The following is a 14,466-nucleotide window of genomic DNA, read 5'->3' as shown; positions in this document are numbered from 1 at the left end:
AAATGGGAAATAAAACCTCATACTCTGAAGAATTTAAAAAACAAATTGTAATGCTATACAAAAATGACAAAAGTGTTATTAATTTAGGGAAAGAATATAATTTACCAAAACCAACTATTTATAGTTGAATTAAAAATTATAATAATTCTGGGTCATTTAAAGCAAAAGATAATCGCACTGTCGAAGAAAATGAATTAATTTACTTGCGAAAAGAAAACCAACAATTACGAATGGAAAATGACATTTTAAAGCAAGCAGCACTGATAATCGGGAAAAAATAACAATAATTAATAACAACAAAAATAAATATTCAGTGAGGAAAATATGTAAGATTTTAGGTTTACTAAAATCAACATATTATTATCAAACTAATAAATGCACCAAGTTTGATGTTAATAATTATGAACAAGAAGTTATCAGTGCATTTAATAAAAGTCGCAAGATTTATGGTGCTCGTAAAATTAAAGCTGTTTTAATAAGAAAAAATATCATTTTATCACGACGAAAAATCCGATTCATTATGATCAAAAATAATTTGGTTTCTAAATACACCAAGTTAAAATATTGTAATCATAAAAAAACAGTTAATAATGACGAAATTAATAATGTTTTAAATCATCAATTTAATGACAAAAAACCAAATGAAGTTGTTGTTAGTGATTTAACATATGTTCAAGTTGGCACTAAATGACATTATATTTGTTTATTAATTGACTTGTTTAATCGCGAAGTAATTGGCTATAGTGCTGGACCAAATAAAACTGCTGAATTAGTTCAACAAGCTTTTCACAAGATAACACGACCATTAAATAAAATAACTTTATTTCATACTGATCGTGGTAATGAGTTTAAAAATAAAATTATTGATGAAATTTTAATAACCTTTAAAATTAAAAGATCATTAAGCTCCAAAGGATGCCCATATGATAATGCTGTTGCTGAAGCAACTTACAAAACCTTTAAAACCGAATTTATTAACGGTAAAAAATTTGCAAACTTAACACAACTAAAATGCGAACTATTTGATTTTGTTAATTGATATAACAATATTCGAATTCATGGCAGTTTAAATTATTTAACTCCCGTTGAATTTAGAAAATACCAGTCTACATAAAAAGTGTCCTAAAAAGGGTTGCCAATCCATGCTGTAACAAATAAATATAATAGATTTAAGTAAGTAAAAATATAAATTAATATATATTAGTGAAAATTTAATAATATTAATAATTTTTATTGTGTAAAAATTCAATAATATGATAAAATGCTAGCGAATAAAAATGACAATAACAAGAAAGGCAGGGTTAGTTTAGTAATTAAATAATATAATTAGCTGATTGTTTTACTTCTTCAAAGCAATACCTAAGAAAACTAAACGCGACCTTTTTAAATAAAATATTGCTAAAAAATGATAAAAAATGTAAAATAAATAATAATATTTAGATAAATATATTTATTTGGGAGGATAAAAAATGGCAAAAATTTTAAAGTTGTTAAGCAACATAACAATTATTGCTATCGCTGGTAGTACAGTAGAACTTGCAGAAATAGATATTATCTTTAATTATTGTTCATTAATCAGAAGAAGTATGAGTAAAGTTTTATTAAAAATAAGTAGTAATTTAGTTAAAATTTTTTCTACTAAAAAACAAGCAAAAAAATCTAACAAATTAATTTTAAATAAAATAATTGTTACAATGAATTTGTTGTTCTTAACATCAAAAAGTAGTTGTCAACAAATATTACTGGCTCACCAATCAGAATCAATAACAACAACTGAAGAAGCGACGGTTGCCAGTGATAAATTTAAAAATGAAAGTCAAGATTAACATAAATAAGGAGTTTAAATAAATGCGAATTATATTATCAGGAGTCGTGGGGGCTGGCAAATCAACTATTAGTGAAAAATTATCAAAAAGATATGCCGATTATTTATTAATGAATGAGCCAGTAAAGGAAAATCCATATTTGGATGAATATTATCGCAATCCGCAACAAACAGCTTTTAAAATGCAAGTATATATGTTAATGGCACGAAGTCAGCAATTAAAATTAACTAAGGGTAAAACAAATGTAATTTTTGATCGTAGTGTGATGGAAGATGTTATTTTTGTTGAAGTGTTAAAAGACTTACAACTTATTAATGATATTGATTATCAAGTTTATTGTGACTTTTATCACAATGTGGTTTTAGAAAGTATTTATTTAGATAATTTAATTACTCCGGACTTAATTGTTTTTTTACGCGTGTCTTCAGCAACGGCGATTCAGCGCATAAAAGTTCGTGGCCGAACTAGTGAATTATTAGTAGATGAAAATTATTGAGTTTTATTAAATGAGAAGTATGAACAATGATATGAAAAATATAAAACTAAGTTTAATTTTTTAGTTATTGAAAGTGATGATAAGTCAATTGATGAAATAACTAATATTATTATTAGTAAATTAAAATAAAAAATAAATCATTAAGTAGAAGATAATAAATATTTAGGACGCGTAAAGTTTTGTTAGGTAGGAAAATATTTGAATAAGTATTAAGACAGTCAGCAATGATTGTCTTTTTATTTTATAAGGTGTTAAAAGTTTGTTCTTTGAAAATTAAATACAAGTGAATTAATAATGTTGGTATGTATTAAAGCACGATAAATTGTGGGTGGTCGCCATAACCAAAAGAAGTTTTACCAGTTAATAGATAACACCCTATTAGCTATAGCAATTTGTTTCATTTTGCAATAAAAAAATGAATGGGCGGATTTCCTAAAAATATACACGCTATTAAATTAGTTCCAAGGGTAGGATGCGGACATTAAAGTGTAGAAATTTCTATATAGGGGTATGCTAAGTTTAAAATTATTAAAATCTTTATCTAATTAAAAAAACAAAATTTACTAACAAAGCTTATTAAACACTTAAATCTGCGATATATAAGTGTTTAAAAAACTAAGTTAACTAACTTAGTTAATATAACTTAGTTTATAACAAATAAGAAAGGTAATTTACTATGAAAAACATTGAAAACATTTTCTTAAATACTAAAAAATATCTCTTAAAAGAAACGCAAAACGCAATGCTTATTAAAGCACCAAAAATTCCATGATTTAATGAACAAATCGGCATTTGGTTTCCAAAGCGATTTGTTTATAAAGGAAAATATGAAAATTCCATCTGCATCGGAATAATAAAAGATAATAAATATCAAGTAATCTCAATTAATCAAAAAGAAAATGAAACCAAATTAATTAAAGGACAAGAATTATTAGGTTTTTTCATTGCCGAAAAAGAAAACAACAAAAAAGATATAAATTATAACTATTTTAAAGGAGCTTAAAAATGAATATTGCGATTGGAATAATATTTATTATCATTTGCATAATGCTATTGGCATATTTTGCTTATAAAATTTATGCCAAAATAAAAATGCAAATTAAATATAAAAATGCCATTAAAAATAATACTGGTAATTTTACAAAAGACGAAAAAGTATTTATTGCTCGCTTTGAAGAATGAGTTAAAGCTCCTAATTCAAAAGAAAATAACGCGGATAAAAAATAATGTTTTGAGAAATTATTATGGAATTCTTAAAACTGTTTGTTCCGATAGAAAAAATGCCTGCACAAGTTGCGTTTATTGCCGGATTAATTATTATCATTACTTTTCTTTTCACACTAATTTCAATTATGTATTTACCAATAAAAATGATTTTCGGGAGATAAAAAATGACAATAAACTTAAAAGAATTTAATTGAGAACAAATTAAACAAACTTTCTGAGATTTATTTATTCAAATTACAACTATTCCGGCTCACATTACTGGTGGTAAAGAAATTAAATTAATCGAAGCACCACTTTGACTTTTAATAGCAAACATTGCTTTTTGACTCTTAACAGCGATTATGGTGTGATTTATTCTAATGCTACTTTGAAAAACCATATCAGTATTTAGATAGAGACAAAAGCAATGTCAAGAAGTTACATTGTGATGCATTCACAAAGAAATTCAAAATTAATTAGGAAAAAATACAATCGTGTTAAGGTTAATCGTGGCTTTAACAAATTTAAGAAAAACTTTGAATATAAATGATGAATGTTTTAAAAAGAAAGGGGGTGATTATATGATTTGAACTTTCTTAACAGAAGCACCAGCAGTAACAAAGATAACAGCTAGTGACGCGATGACTAAATTATGAAATGCGATTATAACAGCGTTTACTAAAATGTGAGAAATTATTGCCGTTAATATGCCACAAGTCGGTAACTTCTTTGCTGACTACTGAATATTCATTTTTCCATTTATTTTGGCAATATTCTTTATTTGCTTTAAAATGTTTGAAAAATTACTTGGAGCAGTACGCTAACAAAAAATAAAGTGAGGTGCAAGATGAAATTTTGCAAATGAATAATAGAAAAAAATAACCATTTTATTGAATTAAATCGCACCTCATTTTTAATTTTATGACATTGAGGAGCAATTTGATATATTTACAACGGTTATTTTAAAAACATTGTGAGCTATTTATTTTTAGCGGGTTGCATTTTAATTTTCATTTTTAAAATCAGTAATTTAACACAAATTAACAAAGTTATTAATTTCCTAAAAAATTCACCATTAAATATTGTGATTGGTTCATTAGGAACTGGAAAAACTGCTTTTCTAGTGTACGCATCAAAATTACTAAAAAAGAAAAAATATCATATCGCCTCAACCTTTCCATTACTAGAAACCCAAAAATTAAGTTTAGGACATATGGGGTTATTAGACTTTGATTATCCGGTATTACCAGACAAAACCTTACTTTTGTGAGATGAAACCAACTTATTTTTAGAAGGAACTGATTGAGAAAAAAATAATACCAAAAATGAAGAAACTGGTATTCAAGAGTATTTTGCTCTGGCACGCCATTTTGGTCATATTGTGCTTGCTAGCGGCCAAAGAGATAAACATATTTGAGTTAAGGTTCGTGATATTGCTAATAATGTGATTGTGGGAATTCGTAAAAAACCAGTTAATATTTTTCGTCCCTACTTAAAAGTCATCTATGGTACCTTTACGAGCATTGAAGAATATGAACGCTGACGAAACACCTTAATTGATGCTAAAAATAGTAAAAAAGGTCGTCGCATTAAATATCGGGATATTCCTGAACTTGATATTTATTTTTTTAAACTAAAAATTCCTTTACCAATACTTAACACTTACAATTCTTTTTACCTAGCATTTTTAAGAGATTACTTAAATTCAAAAGTAAATCCCGACTATGAAGACAAATACTATACTGACACCGCAATTGATTTAGAAGACTTAGAATATTTAAAAATGGATAAATTTAGCAAATTTTTAAGAAAAATGAAAGAAAAGGAATAATAAAAAATGGAAAATCTCGCAAAAATGGCCGACTTTCTGGCTCAAATGCTTTATAAAGTTTTTGACTTAATTTGAAGTTTAGAAGTACCAGGAACAAATATTCAACTAATATTTCCTTTATTCTTAACACTGGCTGTAGAATTTCTTATGGCAATTATTCTTGGATTTGGTAGTCAACAAGTTAATTTAGAAAAACAACGCCAATATGCGGTTAAAAATAAAGGTCGTTTAAGTGCTTGAGGAAAAGCTAAAAAACAAATAAAACCAATAAAAGCAAAACAAGGTAACTAAAAATGTTTAAACTAATTATTATTTTTATTATTATTTTTATCTTAATAACTGTTCTTGGGTTATTAGCCGGTAGTCATTTTGAAACCTTAACGAACTATATTAGCGAAGGACTTGCTAATTTCCAAAAATTTATTACTAGCAATTTAACAATTTTAGAACTATTTAAACCAATGGCTCGGACATTTTCGCAACACCCAATTTTTACTATTCTTGGCGTCACTTGTGTACTTGTTGCTTTATTTATTGTGATTAAAGGTAGGTAAAAAATGGAGAAATGAACTAAAAAACAAGAATTAAAAAAATAGAGAATGACAAATTAGAAAGACAAAAAAAGGAATTAATAGTTAATTATGTTAAATTCTAATTTATTAAATAAAATTAATGTTAATGATGAATGATATACACAGGAATATGCTGTTAAACCAATTTTAGAATTGGATAGGCTACAATAAGTTGGACCATAATTATATAGACTTCAAAATTATTAAGAAAGAAGGAATATAAAAATGGGAAATAAAACCTCATACTCTGAAGAATTTAAAAAACAAATTGTAATGCTATACAAAAATGACAAAAGTGTTATTAATTTAGGGAAAGAATATAATTTACCAAAACCAACTATTTATAGTTGAATTAAAAATTATAATAATTCTGGGTCATTTAAAGCAAAAGATAATCGCACTGTCGAAGAAAATGAATTAATTTACTTGCGAAAAGAAAACCAACAATTACGAATGGAAAATGACATTTTAAAGCAAGCAGCACTGATAATCGGGAAAAAATAACAATAATTAATAACAACAAAAATAAATATTCAGTGAGGAAAATATGTAAGATTTTAGGTTTACTAAAATCAACATATTATTATCAAACTAATAAATGCACCAAGTTTGATGTTAATAATTATGAACAAGAAGTTATCAGTGCATTTAATAAAAGTCGCAAGATTTATGGTGCTCGTAAAATTAAAGCTGTTTTAATAAGAAAAAATATCATTTTATCACGACGAAAAATCCGATTCATTATGATCAAAAATAATTTGGTTTCTAAATACACCAAGTTAAAATATTGTAATCATAAAAAAACAGTTAATAATGACGAAATTAATAATGTTTTAAATCGTCAATTTAATGACAAAAAACCAAATGAAGTTGTTGTTAGTGATTTAACATATGTTCAAGTTGGCACTAAATGACATTATATTTGTTTATTAATTGACTTGTTTAATCGCGAAGTAATTGGCTATAGTGCTGGACCAAATAAAACTGCTGAATTAGTTCAACAAGCTTTTCATAAGATAACACGACCATTAAATAAAATAACTTTATTTCATACTGATCGTGGTAATGAGTTTAAAAATAAAATTATTGATGAAATTTTAATAACCTTTAATAAAATTAAAAGATCATTAAGCTCCAAAGGATGCCCATATGATAATGCTGTTGCTGAAGCAACTTACAAAACCTTTAAAACCGAATTTATTAACGGTAAAAAATTTGCAAACTTAACACAACTAAAATGTGAACTATTTGATTTTGTTAATTGATATAACAATATTCGAATTCATGGCAGTTTAAATTATTTAACTCCCGTTGAATTTAGAAAATACCAGTCTACATAAAAAGTGTCCTAAAAAGGGTTGCCAATCCAAATTTTTAAAACCTAATAGTACTATTTTATGCCCTTTTGATAAAATTGATAGTAAATTTGTATGTGTTTTAGAAAAAAATGGGCATAAAGTTTGAAATAGTCATATTGATGATGGAATTGATTTCTTTAATTACATTAAAAGTGATGTGGATAGATATGATTATATTATTTCTAACCCTCCGTTTAGTAAAAGAAAGCAAGTAATAGAACATTTATTTAATTTGGGTAAACCGTTTGCGAAGTTAATACCATTAGTAAGTATTGCATTAAAACCAATTAGAGAAAAAATAGATCAGTGTGAGTTATTAGTTTTTGATAAAAGAATAAAATTTATTGCTTATAATGGTATAGTTTGCAAAAATCCACCAAGTGAAACTGCTTATATTTGTCATAATGTTTTGCCTAAGCAAATTGTTTGTAGAAAATTAAAGGAGTTAAAAAATGAAAGAAAAAATGCCATTAAAATTAAGAATTAAAAATTCTTTTAAAAAGCAGTGGTTAAAAATAGTATTAAGTATCATTTTTATCTTTATAAGCTTATTAATTTGTACATTAACAGCAATCGATACTAAATGAATAACTGAAACAAGTGAGGAATTTAATAATTTTATGAATGAAGAGATGGTTAAATTCTTTGGCAAGTTCAATAGTGGTATTATGCTGGCAGGAATATTTGTTTTTTGATGAGGCGGAGCAATATATTTTGCAATTAAATTTGAAAAATTAATTCGCTTTATTATTCAAAAAATTAAAGCAAAAAGAGCCTTGAAAAATGAAATATTTTAAAAAAGAGTGATAAAAATGTTTATGAAAATATTTACCGTGCTAACTATTAGTTTCAATAACATTTTTACTATTCCACCAAACATTAACAACGAGAAAACGGCAGTGCAATTAGTTAGAAATAAAAGAAAAACTCAATATAAAACATATGACTTAAAATTTTCAGAAATAAATAACAGTTATTTACAATCATTGTATAAAAAAGGTAGTGACCCTGTATATATTAATATTGACTCAGTAAAAGAGCAATTACCTTTAGAAATAAAAAATTATGGAGAAAATACTAGAGGGTTTGCTGTCTTTACCAATGAACCAGTATTTAAAGAAATTAAAGAAATTTATAATTCCTGAAATGTAAAATTAAAAAGGACACTTATATAAAAAACAAATTGTGTTAATTCTATAATTAAGAAAAGAAAGGAATTAGCACAATGTATAAGTATCTGACTATTGAATCAATAATAGCAATAAAAGAATATAAAAGTTATGGATTTTCTATTCGTAAAATAGCAAAAGCAATTGATTATAGTAAATCAACTGTACACAGAGTTTGTAAATTATTAAATCAAAACTTATTACCATTAGAAATATTGAATCAAGTTCAAAAAAATAAACAAAATGCAGGTAGAAAATTAATAATTTTAACTTTAACAGAAATTAATACTATCAATCATTTGTTAATTACTAAAAATTATGCTCTTGATATAATTGCTGATTTTTTAAAGAAAAATAAAATAAAAAATATTTCAACAAAAACTTTATATAACATGTTTAAAACAAATCGAATGGGTTTTGATGAAAAAAATTTATTGAGAAAAGGCAAAAATAAACCTCATAAACAAAAAGAAACTAGGGGCAGAATTAATAATTGTAAATCTATTCATGAAAGAAATTTAATCATTCCAAATATTAAAAATATACAAGAATTTGGCCATTTAGAGGGAGATACTATCGTTGGTAAAGATCATAAAAGTTCTATTATTACTTTAGCTGATATATGATCAAAAACCACAATTCCTTTGAAAACTAAAAATCATAAAGCAGAAAGTATTACACAAAGTATAATAAAATTTATTTCAAAATTAATACCAGGAACAATTAAAACTATTACTTTTGATCGTGGTAAAGAATTTAGTAAATGAAAATTAATTGAAAAAAATTGTAATGTTAAAATTTATTTTGCAGATGCCGGCAAACCTTGTCAAAGAGGTTTAAATGAGAACAATAATGGTATTTTAAGAAGATATTTACCAAAATCTACTGATTTATCTTCATATAAACAAAAAGACTTAAATTCTATAGCATTTCAAATTAATTCTACACCCAGAAAATCATTATCTTATAAAAGACCAATAGATTTAATACAATTATTTTAAAAAACTGTCCCATTTATATTTACAATTCAGGATTATAAAAAAGAAAACAGCACCTCAGAAGAAAGAGAATTTTTTGATAAAGATTTTCAAAAAACAAATATTGAATATTTTTATACTGCTAAAAAAATTAAAGATGTAAAAATAACAATACAAGAATATAGTTATCCCGGTTCAAACAAATTTCATATTAAAAAATTTTTAGCAAAATTAGAAACTAAACCAAGTACGGACATTGATTTGCCAGAAACAACCACCAAATTTGACGGCAACCATAACTATAGTGATGTTATTGATAATCTTGACTATTTAATGATTCACCGTGGTGATTTTGATAAATTTAATTACTCTTATCTCTATTGAACACCGGTATTTAATTTCATTGACACTTTAGAAAAAGGTTACTATAAAGAATTCACCATTAAAAATCATGGTTTTAAAGACGAGAGCTATTTTTATCACAAGACTTCTAGTAATAAAAATGTAGTAAATGAGAATGTTTTGAAAATTCAGGCATTTAACAAAACTATAATTGCCGGAAATAAGTATTTACAATTGCTACACGGTGAAAAGGAAATCTGAAAATATGATACTGCAAACGCTAACGATTATTACCTAATTAAGTATCTTTTTGGTACTTTAAATTATCTTAATGTTAGATTTAGTTTTCTACGCTATGACCCAGATTTACGAAATGATATTTACCTATATTTTAAAAATAACATTCCTAGTATTAACAACAGCGATTACAAAAATGTTTTTGACGAAATCTATGAAATCCTTGGTAACTTCTTTGCCAGTTTATTTTATGCTACTTTTGATATGGACGAAAAAACTTACACCGAAATTGATTTTAAGGGTGCAGATAATTACAACAAAAATTACTTTATTCAAATCGGTTTCTTTTATCGTTCATTAATTACCTTTTATCCCAAAAAATACTTAGTAAATATTATAGGAAACTCAGAATTATTACTAAGGAGTTATTTCTTTACTTTTGACAAAAAAACGCATCAAGAGAATTATGATGCCTTTAAAAACAATAATAGTATCTACCAAATTGATTTTAATGTTTTAAAATCCTATGATAATAAACTAATTACCTTGCCAACCAGCAAGACCGCTAACAGCATCAATTATCTCAATACCGATATTGATATTCGCTATGGTATTAATATTTTTACCTTAACCTTTCCGCTTTATCACAAAGATAATATCTCTAACTACAATTTTAAAATTTATGACTTTAATGTATTAAATTCAACAGCCTTTATCCCTGATGGTTCAAATAACAGTGAATGAGACGATTTAATTCCACCAGCAAATTGCAAATATTCTGGACGATGAATACCAACTTTTAATGATATTGGATGTGCCATTCAAAATGCTGGTATCAAAATGATAAACTGAATGCTGGCGGCGCCGCAAATCATTACAATTTTACGCCCGTTAGCAATTATTGCAAAAGCAACAGTTAACTTTTCAACCGCGATTTTTCCAGTTTTTAAAACAGTACCAGCTTTTTACTATACCTTTCAATTTTTAATCGGTTTTGCCATTTTTCTAATGATATTAAGGATTTTCGTGTAATATATATATATTGAAAAAATAAAGTAATAAAGGAATTAAAATAATGAAAATTTTAAATATAATAACTCTTTCGACTGGATAGGCTACAATAAGTTGGACCATAATTATATAGACTTCAAAATTATTAAGAAAGAAGGAATATAAAAATGGGAAATAAAACCTCATACTCTGAAGAATTTAAAAAACAAATTGTAATGCTATACAAAAATGACAAAAGTGTTATTAATTTAGGGAAAGAATATAATTTACCAAAACCAACTATTTATAGTTGAATTAAAAATTATAATAATTCTGGGTCATTTAAAGCAAAAGATAATCGCACTGTCGAAGAAAATGAATTAATTTACTTGCGAAAAGAAAACCAACAATTACGAATGGAAAATGACATTTTAAAGCAAGCAGCACTGATAATCGGGAAAAAATAACAATAATTAATAATAACAAAAATAAATATTCAGTGAGGAAAATATGTAAGATTTTAGGTTTACTAAAATCAACATATTATTATCAAACTAATAAATGCACCAAGTTTGATGTTAATAATTATGAACAAGAAGTTATCAGTGCATTTAATAAAAGTCGCAAGATTTATGGTGCTCGTAAAATTAAAGCTGTTTTAATAAGAAAAAATATCATTTTATCACGACGAAAAATCCGATTCATTATGATCAAAAATAATTTGGTTTCTAAATACACCAAGTTAAAATATTGTAATCATAAAAAAACAGTTAATAATGACGAAATTAATAATGTTTTAAATCGTCAATTTAATGACAAAAAACCAAATGAAGTTGTTGTTAGTGATTTAACATATGTTCAAGTTGGCACTAAATGACATTATATTTGTTTATTAATTGACTTGTTTAATCGCGAAGTAATTGGCTATAGTGCTGGGCCAAATAAAACTGCTGAATTAGTTCAACAAGCTTTTCACAAGATAACACGACCATTAAATAAAATAACTTTATTTCATACTGATCGTGGTAATGAGTTTAAAAATAAAATTATTGATGAAATTTTAATAACCTTTAAAATTAAAAGATCATTAAGCTCCAAAGGATGCCCATATGATAATGCTGTTGCTGAAGCAACTTACAAAACCTTTAAAACCGAATTTATTAACGGTAAAAAATTTGCAAACTTAACACAACTAAAATGCGAACTATTTGATTTTGTTAATTGATATAACAATATTCGAATTCATGGCAGTTTAAATTATTTAACTCCCGTTGAATTTAGAAAATACCAGTCTACATAAAAAGTGTCCTAAAAAGGGTTGCCAATCCAAACCCTCCATCTTAGCATTAATAATATTGTTAATAGCTGAATTATACTTGTAAGTGCAAGTAAATAAAATTGCAAAAGATTTCATATAAAAATTTCATGATGCTAAGTTTATTTTAGAAAAAGTAAATTTAAGGAGTTTTTATATGGGATACAAATATCTTGGCATAGATGAAAGAATTTATATTGAGAATCAATTGAAATTTAAAGTAAAAATTAGTGAAATAGCTAAAAATCTTAATCGAAGTATTAGTACTATTAATCGAGAAGTTAATAGAATTAAAGATAATAATCATTATTTTTCATTAATTGCACAAAATAAAGCAGAAAATAGAAAACAATTACATGTTTATTTTCATAAATTTAAAAATAGAGAATTAGTAAAATATGTACAACAAAAATTATTATTAGGTTGATCGCCTGAACAAATTTATGGCAGAATTAAAAATTTTCATCAAGAATGAATTATTAGTTTTAAAACAATTTACAATTGAATTTATTCTGGATTACTTGAAAAGGTTACTAGTAAAAATTTAAGAAGAAAAGGTAAGAAACGAAAATCTCAAGAAAATCGAGGTAAATTTAATGGTAAATCCATTAAAGAACGAAATGTTAATAATCGCATAACTCTTGGCCATTGAGAAGGTGATACTGTAGTATCATCACGAGGTAAAAGTAAATCATGTTTAATAACTTTAGTTGAAAGAACATCAAGATTTACTTTAGCAATATTAGTTGAAAATAGAACTACTAAAGTTATTAACAAAAATATTAGTCATTATTTATCAATTCTTCCAAATAATCTTGTTAAGACTATAACATTTGATAGGGGTAAAGAATTTGCTAATTGACAACAACTTGAAAAAAATTTAAATGTGAAAATTTATTTTGCTGATGCATATTCACCTTGACAAAGAGGTACTAATGAAAATACTAATGGTTTAATTAGAGAAAAATTTCCTAAAAAATTTAATTTTTCAAACACTACTAAAAATGCAGTTCATAAATTTATATTGTCTTTAAACCAAAGACTAAGAAAAATACTAAATTATCTTTCGCCAATCGAATATTTGGTTAGAAAAATAATTTAGTTGCACTTAACTTTACAATTTGGCAAACTAATAATTCATTCTTGATGAAAATTTTTAATTCTGCCATAAATTTGTTCAGGCGATCAACCTAATAATAATTTTTGTTGTACATATTTTACTAATTCTCTATTTTTAAATTTATGAAAATAAACATGTAATTGTTTTCTATTTTCTGCTTTATTTTGTGCAATTAATGAAAAATAATGATTATTATCTTTATTTCTATTAACTTCTCGATTAATAGTACTAATACTTCGATTAAGATTTTTAGCTATTTCACTAATTTTTACTTTAAATTTCAATTGATTCTCAATATAAATTCTTTCATCTATGCCAAGATATTTGTATCCCATATAAAAACTCCTTAAATTTACTTTTTCTAAAATAAACTTAGCATCATGAAATTTTTATATGAAATCTTTTGCAATTTTATTTACTTGCACTTACAAGTATAATTCAGCAACTGCATTTTTAGTAGTGTTTGAAAAATTAAATTTTTTAGGAAATTTTTCTCTAATTAAACCATTAGTATTTTCATTAGTACCTCTTTGTCAAGATGAATATGCATCAGCAAAATAAATTTTCACATTTAAATTTTTTTCAAGTTGTTGTCAATTAGCAAATTCTTTACCCCTATCAAATGTTATAGTCTTAACAAGATTATTTGGAAGAATTGATAAATAATGACTAATATTTTTGTTAATAACTTTAGTAGTTCTATTTTCAACTAATATTGCTAAAGTAAATCTTGATGTTCTTTCAACTAAAGTTATTAAACATGATTTACTTTTACCTCGTGATGATACTACAGTATCACCTTCTCAATGGTCAAGAGTTATGCGATTATTAACATTTCGTTCTTTAATGGATTTACCATTAAATTTACCCCGATTTTCTTGAGATTTTCGTTTCTTACCTTTTCTTCTTAAATTTTTACTAGTAACCTTTTCAAGTAATCCAGAATAAATTCAATTGTAAATTGTTTTAAAACTAATAATTCATTCTTGATGAAAATTTTTAATTCTGCCATAAATTTGTTCAGGCG

20 protein-coding genes are annotated in these 14,466 nt (G+C 25.4%); 18 read left to right on the top strand and 2 right to left on the bottom strand.

Going from position 1 to position 14,466, the window contains the following annotated elements:
- Positions 1 to 2: 2 nt before the first annotated feature.
- From AACK97_RS05330 to AACK97_RS05245, 18 genes are all read left to right on the top strand, one after another.
- Positions 3 to 1,114, top strand: a protein-coding gene (locus tag AACK97_RS05330; protein WP_338967138.1) for an IS3 family transposase whose coding sequence is annotated in 2 segments (ribosomal slippage) — positions 3 to 246 and positions 246 to 1,114 — 1,113 coding nt in all. Because the reading frame shifts where the segments join, the coding sequence is not laid out codon by codon here.
- Positions 1,115 to 1,469: 355 nt separating this feature from the next.
- Positions 1,470 to 1,826 (top strand): hypothetical protein, encoded by a 357-nt coding sequence (locus AACK97_RS05325; protein ID WP_338967136.1) that lies wholly within the window; start codon positions 1,470 to 1,472, stop codon positions 1,824 to 1,826.
- Positions 1,827 to 1,848: 22 nt separating this feature from the next.
- Positions 1,849 to 2,451 carry a deoxynucleoside kinase gene (locus tag AACK97_RS05320; RefSeq protein WP_338967134.1) on the top strand — a complete coding sequence of 201 codons (603 nt, stop codon included), beginning with the start codon at positions 1,849 to 1,851 and terminating at the stop codon, positions 2,449 to 2,451.
- Between the two features lie 547 nt (positions 2,452 to 2,998).
- Entirely contained in the window at positions 2,999 to 3,325 is a 327-nt protein-coding gene (locus AACK97_RS05315) for a hypothetical protein (RefSeq protein WP_338967133.1), read from the top strand.
- Between the two features lie 2 nt (positions 3,326 to 3,327).
- Positions 3,328 to 3,549, top strand: coding sequence for a hypothetical protein (locus AACK97_RS05310; RefSeq protein ID WP_338967132.1), 222 nt, complete (start codon positions 3,328 to 3,330; stop codon positions 3,547 to 3,549).
- 164 nt (positions 3,550 to 3,713) lie between these two features.
- On the top strand, positions 3,714 to 3,944 hold the full coding sequence (locus tag AACK97_RS05305; RefSeq protein ID WP_338967130.1) for a hypothetical protein: 231 nt from the start codon (positions 3,714 to 3,716) through the stop codon (positions 3,942 to 3,944).
- A 165-nt stretch (positions 3,945 to 4,109) separates the two neighbouring features.
- Positions 4,110 to 4,352, top strand: a complete 243-nt coding sequence (locus AACK97_RS05300) for a hypothetical protein (RefSeq protein ID WP_338967128.1) — start codon at positions 4,110 to 4,112, stop codon at positions 4,350 to 4,352.
- A gap of 23 nt (positions 4,353 to 4,375) precedes the next feature.
- The gene (locus AACK97_RS05295) at positions 4,376 to 5,359 is read left to right on the top strand and encodes a hypothetical protein (protein ID WP_338967126.1); all 984 of its coding nucleotides are present in this window, start codon (positions 4,376 to 4,378) and stop codon (positions 5,357 to 5,359) included.
- A 6-nt stretch (positions 5,360 to 5,365) separates the two neighbouring features.
- Positions 5,366 to 5,650 (top strand): hypothetical protein, encoded by a 285-nt coding sequence (locus AACK97_RS05290; RefSeq protein WP_338967124.1) that lies wholly within the window; start codon positions 5,366 to 5,368, stop codon positions 5,648 to 5,650.
- Positions 5,651 to 5,652: 2 nt separating this feature from the next.
- A complete protein-coding gene (locus AACK97_RS05285; protein WP_338967122.1) occupies positions 5,653 to 5,913 on the top strand; it encodes a hypothetical protein in 261 nt (86 codons plus the stop codon).
- A gap of 243 nt (positions 5,914 to 6,156) precedes the next feature.
- A protein-coding gene (locus AACK97_RS05280; RefSeq protein WP_338967120.1) for an IS3 family transposase occupies positions 6,157 to 7,271 on the top strand; the annotation gives its coding sequence in 2 pieces (ribosomal slippage) (positions 6,157 to 6,400 and positions 6,400 to 7,271; 1,116 coding nt in all).
- Positions 7,243 to 7,776, top strand: a complete 534-nt coding sequence (locus AACK97_RS05275; protein WP_338967118.1) for a hypothetical protein — start codon at positions 7,243 to 7,245, stop codon at positions 7,774 to 7,776. Before AACK97_RS05280 ends, AACK97_RS05275 begins: the two co-directional genes overlap by 29 nt.
- The gene (locus AACK97_RS05270; protein ID WP_338967116.1) at positions 7,742 to 8,086 is read left to right on the top strand and encodes a hypothetical protein; all 345 of its coding nucleotides are present in this window, start codon (positions 7,742 to 7,744) and stop codon (positions 8,084 to 8,086) included. Before AACK97_RS05275 ends, AACK97_RS05270 begins: the two co-directional genes overlap by 35 nt.
- 21 nt (positions 8,087 to 8,107) lie before the next feature.
- Positions 8,108 to 8,464 carry a hypothetical protein gene (locus tag AACK97_RS05265; RefSeq protein ID WP_338967114.1) on the top strand — a complete coding sequence of 119 codons (357 nt, stop codon included), beginning with the start codon at positions 8,108 to 8,110 and terminating at the stop codon, positions 8,462 to 8,464.
- A 50-nt stretch (positions 8,465 to 8,514) separates the two neighbouring features.
- On the top strand, positions 8,515 to 9,459 hold the full coding sequence (locus AACK97_RS05260) for an IS30 family transposase (RefSeq protein WP_338966714.1): 945 nt from the start codon (positions 8,515 to 8,517) through the stop codon (positions 9,457 to 9,459).
- 237 nt (positions 9,460 to 9,696) lie between these two features.
- The gene (locus tag AACK97_RS05255; protein ID WP_338967112.1) at positions 9,697 to 11,046 is read left to right on the top strand and encodes a hypothetical protein; all 1,350 of its coding nucleotides are present in this window, start codon (positions 9,697 to 9,699) and stop codon (positions 11,044 to 11,046) included.
- A 146-nt stretch (positions 11,047 to 11,192) separates the two neighbouring features.
- Positions 11,193 to 12,304 (top strand): IS3 family transposase gene (locus tag AACK97_RS05250; protein WP_338966745.1). Its coding sequence is split into 2 segments (ribosomal slippage): positions 11,193 to 11,436 and positions 11,436 to 12,304, totalling 1,113 coding nucleotides; the frame shifts between segments, so codons are not numbered across the junction.
- Between the two features lie 172 nt (positions 12,305 to 12,476).
- Positions 12,477 to 13,421 carry an IS30 family transposase gene (locus AACK97_RS05245; RefSeq protein ID WP_338967109.1) on the top strand — a complete coding sequence of 315 codons (945 nt, stop codon included), beginning with the start codon at positions 12,477 to 12,479 and terminating at the stop codon, positions 13,419 to 13,421.
- Here the strand turns inward: AACK97_RS05245 and AACK97_RS05240 are convergent.
- Together AACK97_RS05240 and AACK97_RS05235 are read right to left on the bottom strand one after the other, a co-directional pair.
- Positions 13,418 to 13,774 (bottom strand): helix-turn-helix domain-containing protein, encoded by a 357-nt coding sequence (locus AACK97_RS05240; protein ID WP_338967106.1) that lies wholly within the window; start codon positions 13,772 to 13,774, stop codon positions 13,418 to 13,420. The two genes, AACK97_RS05245 and AACK97_RS05240, sit on opposite strands and share 4 nt — an antisense overlap.
- 90 nt (positions 13,775 to 13,864) lie before the next feature.
- On the bottom strand, positions 13,865 to 14,455 hold the full coding sequence (locus tag AACK97_RS05235) for an IS30 family transposase (protein ID WP_338968992.1): 591 nt from the start codon (positions 14,453 to 14,455) through the stop codon (positions 13,865 to 13,867).
- Positions 14,456 to 14,466: the final 11 nt, after the last annotated feature.

The sequence above is a fragment of the Spiroplasma endosymbiont of Lonchoptera lutea genome (assembly GCF_964019715.1).
Classification (GTDB): Bacteria; Bacillota_I; Bacilli_A; order Mycoplasmatales; family Nriv7; genus Nriv7.
The sequence above is the reverse complement of the archived record's forward strand: the minus strand, read 5'-3'. Positions and strand labels throughout refer to the sequence as shown.